Here is a 16,265-nt window from a genome sequence, read left to right on the forward strand (position 1 = left end):
GCCGGTTAGGCTCACGGCATGGTCTTCCTCTTGGTACTTGTGGTCGGCGCCCTGATCCTGGCCGGGGTCGGCGTCGGGATCTACTTCCTCGTGAAGTCGAACAGCAAGCCGCAGCCGCCCGCTCTTCCGTATCACCAGTACCCGCAGCAGCAGCCGCAGTACCCGAGCCAGCAGCAGCCTTACCCGCCGCAAGGCTGGGGCAACTGACGGCCGCGTTCAGAGGACTGAATGCGGCGGTGGCGCGATCACATCGCGCGGTAGTCGCGAAGTTCGATCTTCGGCCCGAACCTCGGGCGGCGGAACCCGGCCGTCGAGAGGTAGCGCACCGCGCGCTGCCGCTGCGGTGAATACGGCGCCAGCACCTCGGACATCCCGGCGTCGTCGAGTTTCGTGCCGACCAGCGCGTGCCCGACCATCGACGGGATGTTGTAGTCGCCGAAGCTCACCGCGTCCGGGTCTCCCCAGGCGCGCTGCGCGATCTCCGCCGCGGTCCACACGCCGATGCCGGGCACCTTCCGCAGCCAGGCCCGGCCTTCGACACCCTTCAGTTCCACGGCCTTCTCCAGCCGCGACGCGACACGGGCCGCGGCGATCAGCGTCGTCCGCCGTTTCAGGTCCACCCCGGCGCGATGCCATTTCCAGTCCACAATGGATCGGATGGCGACGGGTGTCGGCGGCACACGCAGCCGCGCCGGGCCCGGCCCCGGCGCCTGCTCCCCGAACCAGCGGCACAGCTCACCCCACGACCGCAGCGCCTCCGTGCTGGTCACCTTCTGTTCCAGCACGGCGAGCACCAGCGCGTCCCACACCCGGCCCGTCGAGCCGAGGCGCAGCCCCGGATTGCGGCGGCGCGCCGTCGCGATGACGTCGTGGTGCGCGACGAATTCGGAGTCGTCGTCGTGCGCGCCCAGCATCGCCGGAACGCCTTCGAGCAGCCTGTCCGCGCCGGGTCCCCAAGCCTCCGCCTCGATCTCACCGTCCGCGCGCCGCAGCAGCGCGAGCGTGCCCGCGCCGTCCGCTGTGTTGGCGGCCACCCAGGTGACCCCGCTCTCGGCGCGGACGACGTTGGGCGACCTCGAGCCACGGCTCAGCGGGCCCAGAACCGTGTCCAGGTCCAGCTCGAAGGCAGGACGGAATCGCACACACCGAACCTACCCGGCACTCGGCTAGGGTGAGCGGGCCACCTGAACCCGTAAGCCTATGGAGGACACCGACGATGACCGAGCGACCGGCGAAGGCCTCGATCGTCAGCGGGTACTTCAACCCGCTCCACCAGGGCCATCTCGACCTGTTCGAGGCCGCGCAGGCGCGGTCCGGCTACCTGATCGTCATCGTGAACAACGATCACCAGCAGGTCCTCAAGAAGGGCAGGGTGATCCAGACCGAGGACGTCCGCGCCCGGATCGTCCGCGCGCTGCGCATCGTCGACGACGTCTACATCGCCGTCGAGCAGGGGCCGGGCATCAACGAGTCGTTCGACCAGATCCGCGCGGCGTACCCCGACACGGAACTCGAGTTCTGCAACGGCGGCGACCGTCGCAACGTCGACGAGCTCCCGGCGGACGAGGTCGAGGCGGGGGCCCGCAACAACATCTCGATGATCTACGGCATCGGCGGCACGGACAAGGCCGACTCCAGCACCCGGATCCTTTCGGACATGGAAGCCTGAGGCCTGGCGGCCCGCCAACTTTTGTCGGAAGACGTTTGCGGGTCTGCTGACGGCAGCCGCACCTAGGGCCTACCCTAGACAACACACAGTCGGCCCTGATCCCAGAGGGCCCCAGGTCAGTCGGGAGGCCTAGGGGAATGGACCCCCGTGCTCGGGCGGACGCCTTGCTCGCACGCGCAAGCGCGCGTGGAGCCTTCGTCGTGACACCGGACAACGCGACGTCTCCGATGGACTCCGCGAACACCCAGCAGATCCCCCGATCGGTGGTCGCCGAGATCGACCGTTCCTCGGACCCGGATACGACCACTCAGCTGCCGGCTTCGTTGATCGCCGAGAACGATCACCCGCTCGCGGGGCCCGAACCGACGACGCGGCTGGACCTGCCGCCGGCTCGGGGCGAAGGCTCGACTCAGCCGCAGCCGTACCCGCGCCGCCCCGGCGCTCCGCAGCAGACCAGGCCTTTGCCACAGGCGACGACCCCGCTCACGCGGCGGCCGCCCGCCGCGCCGGTGCAGAGTCCCCTGATCGAGCAGCCGGAGCCGGAGACCGTCGAGAACGAGGTCGGCGGCCTGGTGCCGACGGTGAAGCAGAACCCTTCGGGACGGTCGAACCTGTCGCGCCGCCTGGACGGTATCTAGCTTCTTCACGTGCCTCTCAGTAAGCGCGGATCACCCGGTCGATCTCCTTGATCGCCGCTCCCCCGCCGTACGTGGCGTTGGACAGCATCGCGACGTCCAGCCCCTCGGCGGGGTAGTGCCGCATCAGCGAGCAGACGCCGACGTTCCCGCCGTCCTTGTAGTAGTGCCGCACCGACCCGTCCGATGTCAGGACGAATTCGAGGCCGAAGCCGTACCAGACGCCGCTGCGGTGAAGCACCTGCGGCGTCAGGAACTCCTTCGTGCGCGCAGGGCTCAGGAGCCGTTCACCGCGGATCGCCCGCAGCAGCCGGACGAGGTCGCCGACGGTGCAGTACAGGCCACCATCGGGTGAACCGATCGGCGGGTAACTGAAGATGTTCTGCTTCCAGCCCGTCACCTGCTCATCGTCGAGGATGGGATCCCAGCCCTCGGCGACCCTCGGCTCCGGATCACGCCTGTCGAAGAACCCCGAATCGGTCATCCCCGCGCGGTCGAGCACGGCCTCGCGGACGTGGTCGCGATAAGGCCTTCCGGTGATCTCCTCGATCACCAGCCCGGCGAGGACGTATCCCGAATTGCAGTACCGGCAATCCTCACCTGGCGCGAAATTCGGTGCCCGGTAAGCGAAATTGGGCAGATGATCCCGCGTTTCGATCACCGAGTACACCGGCTTGTCGACCCACAACGCCTCGTAACTCTCGCCGGCTTCCTCGTCGGCGTCGTCGGCGATCCCGGACGTGTGCGTGAGCAGGTGCCGCGTCGTCGCGCCGGTCGCGATCGCCGTGCCGGCGAGGTCGACGAGCTCGCCGATCGGGCGGTCGAGGTCCAGCCGTCCCTCGTCGGCCAGCCGCAGTGCGGCGATCGCGGTGACGACCTTGGTGATCGACGCGGTGTCGTACCGGACGTCCGGCGCGTTCGGCACCGACCAGCGGCGGCTGGCCAGGCCGTATCCGTGTTCGAACAGCGTCTCGTCTCCGCGCCGGATCAGCACGACCCCGGAGAAGCGGTCCTCTCCGGCGCGTTCCGTCAGCCAGGTGTCCAGTGCGGCGAAGTCCATGCACCGACGGTAACGACGGCAAGGAGCCGAGTCGCGCGAATTCCGGTGGCCGGAACGGCTACTTCCGGCGAGTTTCGAGCTTGAGGCGCAGCGCGAGGCCTGCCTTGACCGCGAGCATGACCGGCTTCCACAGGAGACCGCGGTGACGGTCCGCGAGGTAGCGGTACGCGCTGTCGTGGTGCGCGCGCAGCATCTTCGCCGAAGCCTTGGAAGTCGAGTGCCCGCCGATGTGCATGACGCTGGACGAAGGCGCGTACACGTTCAGCCAGCCCGCGCGGGTCAGCCGATCACCGAGGTCGACGTCCTCGAAGTACATGAAGTAGCGCGTGTCGAACCCGTCGACCGAGTCGAAGGCCTCGCGGCGGAACAGCTGGCAGGACCCGGAAAGCCAGCCCGCCGTGCGCTCGACCGGCGTGCCGGTCTCCTGCCGGTACTGCCGCGTCCACGGGTTGCCCCGCCAGATCTTGCCGAACGCCGCGTGCCCGATCCCCCGGCCGAAGGACGGCAGGAGCCGGGCCGACGGGTAGACGGTGCCGTCGAGATCGTGGATGAGCGGCCCGAACGCGCCACCGCGCGGCCAGCGCTCGGCCACGTCGAACAACGCGTCGAGCGAACCGGGTTCCCATTCGACGTCCGGGTTCACCACGGCGACCCAGCCGTAGCTGTCGTCGAGTTCCGCGACACCCCGGTTGGCGGCCGTGCCGTAACCGACGTTCTCGCCGAGCCTGAGCACCTTGACGTTGTCCCGGCGGGCGGCCTTGTCCAGCGCGTCATCGCCCGTGGAGTCGTTGTCGGCGACGACGACCTGGACGTCCCGGTCCGTCGCCTTCTCGAGCGTGTCGAGGAACTTCTCCAGGGTTTCGCCGGGAAAGTACGTCACGGTCACGACGGCGAGCCCGTCGCCGTAGCTGGGGTGCTCAGTCACGCGGCCATTGTCCACCCGTCACCGAACGCGATCGCGCCGCACCCACTCACGAGCCGGAAGCGATGGTCAGCCCGTCCGCCGCTGCGCATGCCGGTGCCAGGCCTTCGCGTAAGCCTCCCGATGCCGCTCCGCGGTCGTCGCCCACGAGAACTCCTTCGCCCGCCGAAGCGCGGCTTCGGCCAGCTCCGCCCGTCGAGCCGGGTCGTCGAGGAGCTCCGAGATGGCCGCCGCGACGTCTCCCGCGCCGACCCCGCAGTAGGCGACCGCGTCCCCGCCGACCTCCGGCAGCGAAAGCCGCCGGGTCGTGAGCACGGCCGCGCCACACGCCATCGCCTCAAGCACCGGGAGCCCGAATCCCTCGCCGAGGCTCGGGTACGCGACCAGTTCGGAGCCGCCGAGGAAGCCGGCGAGCGTGTCGAACGGCAGGTATCCGGCCCGGATCACGCGCAGCCGGTGCGGGACGGCGTCGAGGGCCCGTTCGACCTGCGAATCCCAGCCCGGTTGCCCGGCCAGCACCAGCGCAGGCGGGTTCGGCCTGCTGGTCACGGCGTGCGCGAAGCCGCGGATCAGCGCGGGCACGTTCTTGCGCGGTTCCAGCGCGCCGAGGAAGGCGACGTACGGGGTCTTCCCGAGCCCGACGGCCTGGCGCGCGGCCTCGATCTCGGCGGGCGAGGGCGGATGGAACCGGTCCGGTTCGACGCCGTGATGGATGATCTCCAGTTCGGCGTTGCGGACCTGGCCGACGCGCTCCAGCTCGGCCGCCGTCGCGATGCTCGGCACGATGCACAGCGTCGCGCGGCGAAGCGCCGTCGCGGTCCAGGCGCGGAAGAAACGCGCTTTCACCGAAGAGTGCAGCACCGCGTCGGTGAAGAAGGTCGCGTCGTGCAGCGTCACCACCGAAGCGGCCGGGCTGGCCAGCGGCATCGTGTAATGCGGTGAATGGACGACGTCGGCGGCGAGCCGCCGGACCAGCCGGGGCAGGGTCGCCTGCTCCCAGGTCAGCCTGGCCGTCCTGGTCGACGTCGACGGTGAGGTGGGCACGATCCGCGCACCGGGCGCCAGCCTGTCGTACAACACCGCGTCCCGCGGCTGGCAGACGACGGTGATCCGCGCGCCGTCCCCATCCAGCGCCGCGACCAGCGAATCCACGTAACGTCCGACGCCACCCCGGTCCGCGGGGACGGCGGTCGCGTCGATCAGCACGCGAGGGTCATCGGTCACCCTAGGAGGGTACGGCGGTGTCCTGGGTCCGCGGTGGGGAACCGACAGATTCACGCCACGTGAGGAAAACTCCGGCTGAATCTGGTCAAGCAACCCGCTGGCGCAGGTGGAGACCCCATACGGCGGAAGCGGCACGCCGCCAGGTGAACTCACTCGAACGGCTCAGACCGCTGTCACGCAGCGTCGCCGCACGCTCCGGATGGTCGAGTACGTCGCGAAGGGCATCCGCAAGCGCTTGCGCATCGCCGACAGGGACCGTCACGCCCGCTCCCCCGGCCACCTCGGCCAGGGCCGGGACGTCGGAGTGCACCACCGGCACCCCGGCCGCCATCGCCTCGATCAGCGGCAGCCCGAATCCCTCCGCCCGGCTCGGCATCGCCAGCACCGACGCGCCCCTCAGCGCGAACGCCAGTTCCGCGTCGCTCACCTTCCCCAGCACCCGGACGTCGGCGCCGTGCTCACGCGCCAGCGCCACCGGGTCGATACCGCCCCAGCCCGGCTGGCCCGCCAGCACCAGCGGCACCCCGATCCGGCCGGCGGCGTCGATCAGCACGTCGATGCCCTTGCGCGGCTCGATGGTCCCGATCGCGAGCACGTACCGCTCCGGCAGCGCGACCTCGGCGAACGCGGCGGGCGGCCGGACACCGTGCGGGATCACGCGGAGCGGCACCGAGACCGGCACCAGCGCGGTGAGCTCGTCCGCAATCGCTTGCGTCGGCACGGTCAGCGCGGTCGCCCGCGACGCGGCCCGCGCGATCACCGCCTTGTGCCACGAGACACCGCGCGGGGTCAGCGTCTCGGGATGCGTCCAGGGCACGGTGTCATGCACCGCGACCGACAGCGTCCGTCCCTTCGGCACGCGTGCGGGCGCCAGCGGCGTCGGCGCGTGGACAGCGTCGCCGCCCGGCCACCACGGCAGGCCCAGCTGCCACGCGGCGATCAACGCCCGGGGCGGGACCGGCAGCACGCGTGGACCCTCGACGCCTTCGACGACCGCGGCGTCGATGCCGGCGTGCCGCGCGACCACGCTCGACACCGTCCAGCCCGGCGGCGCCGTTTCGCCGAGGGCGCGCAGCAGCTCGCCGGTGTAGCGGCCGGTCCCGCCGGGGACGGGCGCCAGCAGCTGCTCGGCGAGCACGACCAGTTCGGGCATGGTCTCTATTCTCTCTGGCATGACCAGCACCACCGTCGTCGTGGTCACCTGGCGCGGCGCCGCGCACATCACCGCCTGCCTCGACGCGCTCGCCGCGCAGACCCGCCCGCATCGGACGCTGGTCGTCGACAACGCCTCCGACGACGGAACTGCCGCCCTGCTCGCCGCCCATCCGTCGAAGCCCGAGGTGCTCCGGTTGCGGCACAACACCGGTTACGCGGGCGCCATGGCCGCCGCGCTGGACGAAGTCGGCACCCCGCTGATGGCCTGGCTGAACGACGACGCCGCCCCGGCCCCGGATTGGCTCGCGACCTGCGAAGACACCCTCGCCAAGGCTCCGCTCGCCGCCGCCGTGAGCGCCCGGCTGACGCTCGCCGACGGAACCGTCCAGTCCACCGGCGTCCGCCTGACCGCCGACGGCCACGGCGCCGACCTGCCCGAGCCCGCCGGCGAGGTCTTCGGTTTCTGCGGGGGCGCGGCCGTTCTGAACGTCGAGGCGCTCAGGTCGGTCGGCGGCGTCCCGGCCTCCTATTTCTGCTACTACGAGGACACCGACACCGCGTGGCGGCTGCGGCTGGCGGGCTGGGACGTCGTCGGCGCCGAAGCCGAGGTCACCCACCGGCATGGCGCGAGCACCCGGCCGGGTTCGGTCCAGTTCCATCTGTGGAATGAACGCAACCGCCTGCTGACCCTCCTGCGGTGTGCTCCGCGCGCGGTGGCGATCCGCCAGCTGGTGAAGTTCGCCGTGCTCACCCTGGTACTGCCCCTCCGAGGGAAACCAGCGGCACCGAACTTCCGTCCGAGCCTCCGGTGCCGGGTCCTCGGCGCCGTCGCCGCCCGCCTGCCGCGCACGCTGCTCGAGCGGCGGGCCATCGGGCGCCGGGCGACACTGGGCCGAGGCGCGGTCTGGGACGCGTGGGCGGGCAATTAAGCTTGCCCCAATCGAGAGCAGGGAGTACGGCTTTGGCGCAGGGGGAAACGCAACCGGTCGTCTCGGTGATCGTGGTGAACTACCGGGGAGCGGCCGACACCGTCACCTGCCTGCGCGCGCTCGCCGAACACGATTACCCGAACCTCGAGGTCATCTGCGTCGACAACGCCTCCGGCGGCACCGACGTGGCCGAGATCAAGGCCGCGGCCCCGGGCGTCAAACTCGTCGAGTCCCCGGTGAACTCCGGCTTCGCGGGCGGCTGCAACCTCGGCGCGCGGCACGCGACGGGCACCGTCCTCGCCTTCCTCAACAACGACGCCCGCCCGGCTCCCGGCTGGGTCGGCACGGCCGTGGCCGAACTGCGCGCGCAGCCGACCGTCGCCGCGGTGGCCAGCAAGGTCCTCGACTGGGACGGCACCGGCACCGATTTCGTCGACGCCGGCCTCACCTGGTTCGGCATGGGCTACAAGCGCCACGCCGGCAGTCCGCTGTCCGACGTCCCCGCCGCCGAACACGAGATCGCCAAGGACGTCCTGTTCGCGACCGGTTCGGCGATGTTCGTCCGCGCCGGGGTGTTCGCCGAACTCGGCGGCTTCGACGAGCGGTTCTTCATGTTCTACGAGGACGTCGACCTCGGCTGGCGGCTGAACCTGCGCGGCTGGCGGGTGCGCTACGTGCCGGAGTCGCTGACCTATCACCGGCACCACGCCACGATGTCCACTGTGGACGCTCCGGACTCCGGGCGTGAGACGTTCCTGCTGGAGCGCAACGCCTTGGCGGCGCTATACAAGAACCTCTCCGACGAGACGCTGACGCGCGCGCTGCCCGCCGCACTGGCACTGGCCGTCCGCCGGGCGACCGCACGCGGCGACCTCGAGGCCACCCAGTTCGATCTCGCCCAGGGTGTCGGCCCCGCCGAGACCAGCCCGGTCGAGGTGCCGAGGACGACGCTGGCCGGCGTGCTGGCGATCGACCAGTTCGTCGAACTGCTGCCCTCGCTCGCCGAGTCGCGCGCCGCCGAACAGGCCGCCCGCGTTCGCACGGATGCCGATCTGCTTCCCTTGCTGCGCAAGGCTTTGGAGCCCGCGTATCCGCTGCCACGCTATCTCGCCGCACACGAGATCCTAGTCGAGACGTTCGGTATCGACGCGCTCTTCGGGCAGCGTCGCAAGGTACTGGTGATCACCGGCGACGCGATCACCGAACGGATGGCGGGCCCGGCGATCCGCGCGTGGAACATGGCCGCGACGCTGGCCACCGAACACGACGTCCACCTGGTGACGGTCAACCCGCTCGCCGATCCGCCGCCCGCGGCGTTCCGGGTCAGCGCGGCCGCCCGGCGCGACCTGGAGGCGCCGATCGCCTGGGCCGACATCATCGTCCTGCAGGGTCACGTGCTGGAATTCGCGCCGTCGCTGAAGAAGCAGTACGCGCACAAGATCGTGGTCGCGGATCTGTACGACCCGATGCACCTCGAACTGCTCGAACAGGGCAAGGGCGTTCCCGACGACAAGCGGGCATTGGACCTCATCGGGGTCACCAAGGTCCTCGACGCGCAGCTGGAACGCGGCGACTTCTTCCTCTGCGCCTCGGACCGTCAGCGGCATTTCTGGCTTGGCCACCTGGCCGCGATGGGCAGGCTGTCGCCTCGGCTGTACGACGCCGACCCGACCACCCAATCTCTGCTTTCGATCGTCCCGTTCGGCCTGCCGTCGCAGGCTCCGGCACGCACCGGCCCCGGCCTTCGGTCCACTTTGGACGGAATCGGCGAGACCGACCACGTCGTGCTGTGGGCGGGCGGCGTCTACAGCTGGTTCGACCCGCTGACCCTGGTCCGGGCGATCGAACTGCTGCGGCAGCGCCGCGGCGACGTCCGCCTAGTGTTCCTCGGGATGAAGCATCCCAACCCCGAGGTCACCGAGATGGACATCGGCGCGCGGACGATGCTCCTGTCCGACACGCTCGGACTCACCGGCAAGCACGTGTTCTTCAACCAGCAGTGGGTGCCGTACGAGGAGCGCCAGAACTGGCTGCTCGACGCGAACTGCGGTGTCACCACGCACTACGAGCACGTCGAGACGACCTTCGCGTTCCGGACGCGGGTGCTGGACTACCTGTGGGCGGGGCTGCCGATCGTGACCACCGACGGTGACTCGTTCGCCGATCTGGTCCGCGAGGAACGGCTCGGTGTCGTCGTCCCGGCCGAGGACGTCGACGCGCTCGCCGACGCGCTCGAAAAGGCGCTGTACGACGAGGAGTTCGCCGCGGGCTGCGTCGAGCGGATGGCCGCGGTCGCCCGGCGTTACACGTGGCCGGAGGCGCTGAAACCGCTGGTGGAGTTCTGCCGGAATCCGCGGCCCGCCGCCGACCGGCTGCCCGGCTCCAGCGATCTCGTGGTCGCCGAACCGGTGCGGGGCAAGGAAATGCTGCGCCGCGACGTCGATCTTGTCCGCGAGTACCTCGCCGCCGGCGGTCCGAAGGAGCTCGCGCGGCGCGTCGGCGGCCGCGTGGTCAAGGTCGCCAAGCAGAGGCTCGGCCGTGGCTGACCGCCCCTTGCGCGTCCTGCTCGACGGGACCCCGCTGCTCGGTGCCAGGACGGGTATCGGCCGGTACACCGTCGCGCTGTCCGAAGAGCTCGCCTCGATGTCCGAAGTGGACACTCGCGCGGTCGCGTTCACGTTGCGCGGCTGGCGAAGGCTGCGGCACGTGCTGCCGCACGGTGTCCGGGCACGCGGTATGCCGGTGGCGGCGCGGCTGCTGCGCAAGGCCTGGCTGCGTTCGCAGCTGCCGCCGGTGGAGCTGTTCGCCGGGCCGACTGATGTCGTGCACGGCACCAATTTCGTACTGCCCGGCCGGTTCCGCGCCGCGGGCGTGGTGACCATCCACGATTTGGCCTTCCTGGACGCTCCCGAGGAGCTCGCGCCGAGCGATCACGAGCTGCCGCGGCTGGTGCGGCGCGGCGCCCGGCTCGCCGACGCGATCTGCACGCCCACCAACGCCGTCGCCGATCAGGTCGCCGAACGGCTCGACGTGGATCGCGGCAAGATCATCGTGACCCCGCTCGGCGTGAACCCGGCCTGGTTCACCGCGCGCCCGCCGGACCCGGAACGCCGCAAGGAACTCGGGCTCCCGGACAAGTACCTGCTCTTCGCCGGGGCCCCCGGCCCCCGCAAGGGCCTGCACTGGCTCCAGCAGGCGCACGAGGCGGCACCGGATCTGCCGGATCTGGTGTTCGTCGGTCCTGGTTCGTTCGCGGTGGGCCCTCGTTCGCGCCACGTCGGGTACCTGTCGGACGTCAACCTCCGGCGCGTCGTCGCCGGAGCCAGTGCCCTGGTGCTGCCGTCGCGCGACGAGGGCTTCGGGCTCCCGGTGCTGGAGGCGCTGGCGTCGGACGTCCCCGTGGTGTGCACGGACATCCCGGCGCTGCGCGAGGTCGCGGGGAACTGCGCGAGCCTGGTGCCCTACGAGGACGTCGACGGGCTCGTGGAGGCGCTGCGGATCGCCGTCAGCGACCCGCACGCCGTCGCCACTTCGGCCGCGCGCCGCGCGCACGTCGCGAACTTCACCTGGCGGGCGTGCGCCGAACTCACCGTCGCCGCTTACCGCCAGGCGAGCACTAAGCACTGACCTCCCGCATTTCGTCCTCTGAATGCGATCCTTGCGCCTGCAACGACCGCATTCAGAGGACGAAATGCGAGAGATCAGGAAGCGAAGTAGGCCTTCAGCGCCTCGGGCCAGCCCCGGAGCGGAGTGAGGCCCGCCTCGCGCCACGACGCGTTCGACAGCACCCCGTACGCCGGACGCGCCGCCGGACGGGGGAACTCCGCCGTCGTGCAAGGCTTCACACGCGCCGGATCCGCGCCCAGCTCCGCGAAGATCGCCTTCGCGAACCCGCACCACGTCGTCGACCCGCCACCCGTGCAGTGCAGCACCCGCTGCGACGGCCCGTCCCCGGCGGCGACGCGGCCCGCCAGCTCCAGCAGACCCGCGGCGAGGTCGCGGGACCAGGTCGGCGAACCGGTTTGATCGTCCACTACGGACAGTTCGTCGCGCTCCTTTTCCAGCCGCGCCATGGTCTCCACGAAATTCGACCCGGTTTTGCCGTACACCCAGGACGTCCGGACGATCCACGAACGGGCACCCGAACCGAGCAGCGCGTCCTCCCCTGCGGCCTTCGTGCGGCCGTAGGCGTTGAGCGGGCCCAGCAGGTCACCGGTCTCGTACGGCGAAGTCGCGTCGCCCGCGAACACGTAGTCCGTGGACACGTGGATGAGCGGCACCCCGCGCGACGAGCACGCCGCGGCGAGCACCCGGGGGCCGTCAGCGTTCACCGCGAACGCCCGCTCCTCGTCGGTTTCCGCCGCGTCGACCGCGGTGTAGGCCGCCGCGTTGATCACCACCGGCGACCTCCCCGCCGCCCGCGCCCGGCCGGCCAGCTCGGTCACCGCGGCGACGACCTGGCCGGTGTCGCGCACGTCCAGCTCGGAGGACGACGGGGCCGTGACGGCGATGTCGTCCGCGGCCAGCGCCGCGAGATCACGCCCCAGCTGCCCGGATCCGCCCGGTACGAGAATGCTCAGCACGTCTTCACTCCCCCGCACGCTTCTTCAGCGGCTCCCACCACGATCGGTTCCCGCTGTACCAGGCCACCGTTTCGGCCAGACCGTCCTCAAAGGACTTCCGCGGCGCGTAGCCGAGCTCCCGCGAGATCTTGGTGATGTCGACGGAGTACCGGCGGTCGTGCCCCTTGCGGTCCACGACCGGCTCGACGCTGTCCCAGCCGGCGCCGACGGCGTCCAGGAGTCGCTCGGTCAGCTCGCGGTTGGTCAGTTCCGTTCCGCCGCCGATGTTGTAGACCTCGCCCGGCCTGCCACCGTCGGCGACCAGCTGGATGCCGTTGCAGTGATCGTCCACGTGCAGCCAGTCACGCACGTTGAGCCCGTCGCCGTAGAGCGGGACCTTCTTGCCGTCGAGCAGGTTGGTCACGAAGAGGGGGATGACCTTCTCCGGGAATTGGTACGGACCGTAGTTGTTCGAGCACCTCGTGACACAGACGGGCAATCCGTGCGTGCGGAAGAACGAACGGGCCAGCAGATCCGAGGACGCCTTCGACGCCGAGTACGGCGAATTCGGCTCCAGCGCGTGGTCCTCGTCCCAGGACCCCTTGTCGATCGAGCCGTAGACCTCGTCGGTGGACACGTGGACGAACTTCCCGACCTCCGCCTCCAGTGCGGCCTGCAACAGGGTCTGCGTGCCGAGCACGTTCGTCAGCACGAAGTCGGCCGCGCCGGCGATCGAACGGTCCACATGGGACTCGGCGGCGAAGTGCACGACCAGGTCGATCCCCCGCATCAGCTCACCGACCAGTGCGGCGTCACAGATGTCGCCCTTTTCGAACCGGTAGCGCGGGTTCTCGCGCACGAGCTCCAGGTTCGCCTCGTTGCCCGCGTAGGTCAGCTTGTCGAGCACGATCAGCTCGGCGTCGGCCAAGCTCGGGTACGCACCCGTCAGCACCTGCCGGACGTAATGCGATCCGATGAACCCGGCACCACCGGTGACCAGCACTCGCATGCCGCGACCCTCCCTCTGCTCCTTCATGACCGGCCGAGTGTGTCACGACCGGGGCAACCTTTCACCAGCCTACGGACGTCTAACACAAGACTCAGTAGAGTCATGGACGAGGCACACGTGTGCCCTGGGGAGATTCGTGGAGGACCGCACGTGACCGAGTGGCCCGGGCCACCCATTCCGGCACGCCGTGGTGGCGGTGTCGTGGTGTTCGCCCGCCGTGGCGTGAAGGTCGTGTTCAGCCTGGTCTCGATCACGATCCTGGCGCTGACCTGGTGGGGCTGGCAGTTCATCGGTGACCCGTCCCAGGGCTTCGCGACCACGAACATCTTCGAGGACAACGGCCATCCCCCGGCGAAACCGCTGGACGGCGCGATCGACATCCTGCTCGTCGGCCAGGACAGCCGCACCGACGCGCAGGGCAACCCGCTGCCGCGCGAGGTCCTCGACATGCTGCACGCCGGCGTTTCGGACGGCGAGCGCCAGACCGACACGATGATCCTGGTGCACATCCCCCAGAACGGCAAGAAGGCCGTCGCGATCTCCTTCCCCCGTGACTCGTGGGTCGAGATCGCCGGGGGCTTCGGCAAGCACAGGCTCAACAGCGCGTACGTGTACGCCTACAACGACACGTCGAAGACGCTGCAGCAGCAGGGCAACACCGACCTCAAGGACGTCGACGCCAAGGCCAAGGACGCCGGCCGCAAGAACCTGATCGCGACGCTGGAGAAGTTCATCGGCAAGCCGAAGATGATCGACCGGTACGCCGAGGTGAACCTGTCGAGCTTCTACGAGATCACCAAGGCGATCGGCGGCGTCGAGGTGTGCCTCAACAACGCGGTCAAGGAGAAGAAGTCCGGCGTGGATCTGCCCGCCGGGAAGTCGACCGTCGAGGGCGTCCAGGCGCTCGCGTTCGTCCGCCAGCGCTACGACCTGCAGAACGGCGACCTCGACCGGATCGCCCGTCAGCAGGCCTTCCTGTCCGGGCTGGCGAACAAGGTGCTCTCGTCGGACGTCCTGATCAACCCGGCGAAGATCGCGGACCTGATCGAGGCCGTGAAGAAGTCGGTCGTGCTGTCGGCAGGCTGGGATCTGCCGGAGTTCGCCGCCCAGATGCGCGGGCTGACCAGCGGAAACGTCGAGTTCCACACGATCCCCACGCAGGGTGACGCGATCATCGGCGGCGCCTCGGTGCTCCGCGTCGACCCGGCGCAGGTGCAGGCCGAGGTCGCCCGTCTGACCGCCGACGGGGAGACGGCACCGTCCGAGACCCCGGCCACCCTGCCGGGCGCGGAAGCCGTTACCGTCGAACTCTTCGACGGGACCGGTTCGCCCACGGTGGCCACCGAGACCCGGAACCTGTTGCAGGGCAAGGGTTTCAAACTGGCGGCCGACACCAAGCTCAGCACCCGGAACTCGACGGTCATCCGGCACGCGCCGGGCGACGAAGACGCGCTGGCCCTGATCAAGCAGGTCTTCGGCCCGGCGGTGCTGGCCGAGGCGGACCGTGACGTCGCGCCCGGCAAGGTGCGGGTCCTGCTCGGCAAGGACTTCAAGGGCGCGTCCGCCGGAGCGGCCACGCCCCCGGCGAAGACGTCGGAGCCCTCGAAGCCGGCTCAGCCGCCCGCCAGCGCTCCGGCGCCCACCACGAAGCCGATCGTCGCGGGCAATGTGCCCTGCGTCAATTAATCCCGGGCACTCAGCGTGGCCGCCCTCACGGTGGCTTAGCCTTCTCCTACTATCGAACAGCTACCGCGCCAGGGGAGGTGATCAGGGATGAGCGACGAGGACAAGAGCGTCAACGAACGTTCTGAGCACTTGGACGCCGAAGAACCGAAGTCCGAAGAGGACGTCGATTCGGACACCGAGAGTGACGAAAAGCTCGTCCCGACGCCGTACCCGCGGAATCCGCCGCTCCCCCAGCCGTCGGCCCCCGCCGAGGACGAAGACGAGCCGGTCTCGGGTGTGCTCGACGTTCCCGAGCGCCCACTGCGCCGCGCCGGCCGGTACACCCGGCGGATCGCGGTCGGCCTCGTGTCCCTGCTCGCCCTCGGCACGACGGGCTACGCGTACGTCACCAAGGACCAGCTGCAGAACAACGTCCCCACGACGAACGCCCTGAGCAAGCCCGACGACCCCGCCGCGCCGCCCGCCGACGACGGCGCGACCGACATCCTCCTGGTCGGCAGCGACGCGCGGACCGACGCGCAGGGCAACCCGCTGCCACTCCGCGTGCTCAAGCAGCTGCGCACCGAGGAGAAGGCGGGCGTCAACACCGACACCATCATCATCCTGCGCATCCCGAAGAACGGCGGGAAACCGTCCGGCGTCTCGATCCCGCGCGACACCTGGACCGACATCCCCGGCCGCGGCCCGAACAAGATCAATTCGGCGTACGGCTTCGCGAAGACCAACTACGCGAACGCCCATCGGGGTGAAACCGATCAGGCGAAACTCGAACGTGATTCCGATCAGGAAGGCCGCAAGGCACTGGTCCAGACCGTTCAGGAACTGACGCAGATCCGCATCGACCACTACGCCGAGGTCAACCTGCTCGGGTTCTACCTGCTGACCGAGGCGCTGGGCGGCGTCAAGGTCTGCCTGAATCACGCGACCGAGGACAAGGACTCGGGCGCGAACTTCCGGCGCGGCGAACAGACCGTGTCGGGCGGCGAGGCGCTTTCCTTCGTGCGGCAGCGGAAGAACCTGCCGCGCGGCGACCTCGACCGCATCGTGCGGCAGCAGACGTTCCTGTCCTCGGCGCTGAACCAGGTGCTTTCGGCGGGGACGCTGACCAGCCCGTCGACCATGTCGGGCCTGATGGACGTCGTGCGCCGGTCGATCGTCCTCGACGAGGGGCTGGACCTGCTGGAGTTCGCGCAGCAGGCGAAGGGGATCGCGTCGGGCGATCTGACGTTCACGACCATCCCGGTGGTGAACATCAACGGCCGCAGCGCGGACGGCCAGAGCGTCGTCGAGATCGACCTCGCCGCCGTGCGGACCTTCATCTCCGGTCTGGCGGGCCGGGGCGGCGGTGGCGGCGCTCCCGGGGCGGCTGGAGTGCTCGCCGCGTCGAGCGTTCCCTGCGTGAACTAACGTCGTG

Annotated in this window: 15 protein-coding genes; 8 read left to right on the plus strand and 7 right to left on the minus strand. The window is 70.0% G+C overall.

Annotated features, from left to right (window positions below; all coding sequences use genetic code 11):
• Positions 1 to 18 precede the first annotated feature (18 nt).
• Positions 19 to 207, plus strand: a complete 189-nt coding sequence (locus ACXIZN_RS28210; protein WP_126735153.1) for a hypothetical protein — start codon at positions 19 to 21, stop codon at positions 205 to 207.
• A gap of 38 nt (positions 208 to 245) precedes the next feature.
• Here ACXIZN_RS28210 and ACXIZN_RS28215 read toward each other — a convergent pair whose 3' ends face one another.
• Positions 246 to 1,142, minus strand: coding sequence for a DNA-3-methyladenine glycosylase family protein (locus tag ACXIZN_RS28215; protein ID WP_457958002.1), 897 nt, complete (start codon positions 1,140 to 1,142; stop codon positions 246 to 248).
• Between the two features lie 74 nt (positions 1,143 to 1,216).
• On the opposite strand from ACXIZN_RS28215, the gene ACXIZN_RS28220 reads away from it, so the two are divergent.
• The gene (locus tag ACXIZN_RS28220; RefSeq protein WP_126735155.1) at positions 1,217 to 1,669 is read left to right on the plus strand and encodes an adenylyltransferase/cytidyltransferase family protein; all 453 of its coding nucleotides are present in this window, start codon (positions 1,217 to 1,219) and stop codon (positions 1,667 to 1,669) included.
• Between the two features lie 137 nt (positions 1,670 to 1,806).
• Entirely contained in the window at positions 1,807 to 2,307 is a 501-nt protein-coding gene (locus tag ACXIZN_RS28225) for a hypothetical protein (RefSeq protein WP_185927248.1), read from the plus strand.
• A 16-nt stretch (positions 2,308 to 2,323) separates the two neighbouring features.
• Here the strand turns inward: ACXIZN_RS28225 and ACXIZN_RS28230 are convergent, their stop codons facing one another.
• The 4 genes from ACXIZN_RS28230 to ACXIZN_RS28245 all read right to left on the minus strand — a co-directional run bounded on the left by ACXIZN_RS28230 (position 2,324) and on the right by ACXIZN_RS28245 (position 6,663).
• The gene (locus tag ACXIZN_RS28230; protein ID WP_457958004.1) at positions 2,324 to 3,364 is read right to left on the minus strand and encodes a serine hydrolase domain-containing protein; all 1,041 of its coding nucleotides are present in this window, start codon (positions 3,362 to 3,364) and stop codon (positions 2,324 to 2,326) included.
• A 58-nt stretch (positions 3,365 to 3,422) separates the two neighbouring features.
• On the minus strand, positions 3,423 to 4,289 hold the full coding sequence (locus ACXIZN_RS28235; protein WP_457958006.1) for a glycosyltransferase family 2 protein: 867 nt from the start codon (positions 4,287 to 4,289) through the stop codon (positions 3,423 to 3,425).
• A 66-nt stretch (positions 4,290 to 4,355) separates the two neighbouring features.
• Entirely contained in the window at positions 4,356 to 5,492 is a 1,137-nt protein-coding gene (locus ACXIZN_RS28240; protein ID WP_457960616.1) for a glycosyltransferase family 4 protein, read from the minus strand.
• A 103-nt stretch (positions 5,493 to 5,595) separates the two neighbouring features.
• Positions 5,596 to 6,663, minus strand: coding sequence for a glycosyltransferase family 4 protein (locus ACXIZN_RS28245; protein WP_457960617.1), 1,068 nt, complete (start codon positions 6,661 to 6,663; stop codon positions 5,596 to 5,598).
• 19 nt (positions 6,664 to 6,682) lie between these two features.
• Here ACXIZN_RS28245 and ACXIZN_RS28250 point away from each other — a divergent pair, with 19 nt between their 5' ends.
• Genes ACXIZN_RS28250 through ACXIZN_RS28260 form a run of 3 tightly spaced genes read left to right on the plus strand, consistent with a single transcriptional unit; the run spans position 6,683 to position 11,221 of the window.
• The gene (locus ACXIZN_RS28250; protein ID WP_457958008.1) at positions 6,683 to 7,594 is read left to right on the plus strand and encodes a glycosyltransferase family 2 protein; all 912 of its coding nucleotides are present in this window, start codon (positions 6,683 to 6,685) and stop codon (positions 7,592 to 7,594) included.
• 32 nt (positions 7,595 to 7,626) lie between these two features.
• Positions 7,627 to 10,140 carry a glycosyltransferase gene (locus tag ACXIZN_RS28255; RefSeq protein ID WP_457958010.1) on the plus strand — a complete coding sequence of 838 codons (2,514 nt, stop codon included), beginning with the start codon at positions 7,627 to 7,629 and terminating at the stop codon, positions 10,138 to 10,140.
• Complete coding sequence (locus tag ACXIZN_RS28260) at positions 10,133 to 11,221, plus strand: glycosyltransferase family 4 protein (RefSeq protein WP_126735159.1); 1,089 nt, start codon at positions 10,133 to 10,135, stop codon at positions 11,219 to 11,221. The genes ACXIZN_RS28255 and ACXIZN_RS28260 overlap by 8 nt, the downstream gene beginning before the upstream one ends.
• Positions 11,222 to 11,295: 74 nt before the next feature.
• On the opposite strand, the gene rfbD is transcribed toward ACXIZN_RS28260, so the two are convergent.
• Positions 11,296 to 12,177: a dTDP-4-dehydrorhamnose reductase gene (gene rfbD / locus ACXIZN_RS28265; RefSeq protein ID WP_457958011.1), complete on the minus strand. Its 882-nt coding sequence runs from the start codon at positions 12,175 to 12,177 to the stop codon at positions 11,296 to 11,298.
• Between the two features lie 4 nt (positions 12,178 to 12,181).
• On the minus strand, positions 12,182 to 13,165 hold the full coding sequence (rfbB, locus tag ACXIZN_RS28270) for a dTDP-glucose 4,6-dehydratase (protein WP_457958013.1): 984 nt from the start codon (positions 13,163 to 13,165) through the stop codon (positions 12,182 to 12,184).
• A 150-nt stretch (positions 13,166 to 13,315) separates the two neighbouring features.
• Between rfbB and ACXIZN_RS28275 the strand changes: the two genes are divergently transcribed.
• Both ACXIZN_RS28275 and ACXIZN_RS28280 read left to right on the plus strand, forming a co-directional pair.
• A complete protein-coding gene (locus tag ACXIZN_RS28275) occupies positions 13,316 to 14,851 on the plus strand; it encodes an LCP family protein (RefSeq protein ID WP_457958015.1) in 1,536 nt (511 codons plus the stop codon).
• 87 nt (positions 14,852 to 14,938) lie between these two features.
• Complete coding sequence (locus ACXIZN_RS28280) at positions 14,939 to 16,258, plus strand: LCP family protein (protein ID WP_457958017.1); 1,320 nt, start codon at positions 14,939 to 14,941, stop codon at positions 16,256 to 16,258.
• Positions 16,259 to 16,265: the final 7 nt, after the last annotated feature.

The organism is Amycolatopsis sp. TRM77291, from assembly GCF_054166285.1.

Bases quoted from the DNA above. Each gene is read 5' to 3' on its own strand.
- ACXIZN_RS28225 (WP_185927248.1), top strand. From the start codon at position 1,807: ATGGACCCCCGTGCTCGGGCGGACGCCTTGCTCGCACGCGCAAGCGCG.
- rfbB (WP_457958013.1), bottom strand. From the start codon at position 13,165: ATGCGAGTGCTGGTCACCGGTGGTGCCGGGTTCATCGGATCGCATTAC.
- ACXIZN_RS28210 (WP_126735153.1), top strand. From the start codon at position 19: ATGGTCTTCCTCTTGGTACTTGTGGTCGGCGCCCTGATCCTGGCCGGG.
- ACXIZN_RS28250 (WP_457958008.1), top strand. From the start codon at position 6,683: ATGACCAGCACCACCGTCGTCGTGGTCACCTGGCGCGGCGCCGCGCAC.
- ACXIZN_RS28280 (WP_457958017.1), top strand. From the start codon at position 14,939: ATGAGCGACGAGGACAAGAGCGTCAACGAACGTTCTGAGCACTTGGAC.
- ACXIZN_RS28245 (WP_457960617.1), bottom strand. From the start codon at position 6,663: ATGCCCGAACTGGTCGTGCTCGCCGAGCAGCTGCTGGCGCCCGTCCCC.
- ACXIZN_RS28230 (WP_457958004.1), bottom strand. From the start codon at position 3,364: ATGGACTTCGCCGCACTGGACACCTGGCTGACGGAACGCGCCGGAGAG.
- ACXIZN_RS28220 (WP_126735155.1), top strand. From the start codon at position 1,217: ATGACCGAGCGACCGGCGAAGGCCTCGATCGTCAGCGGGTACTTCAAC.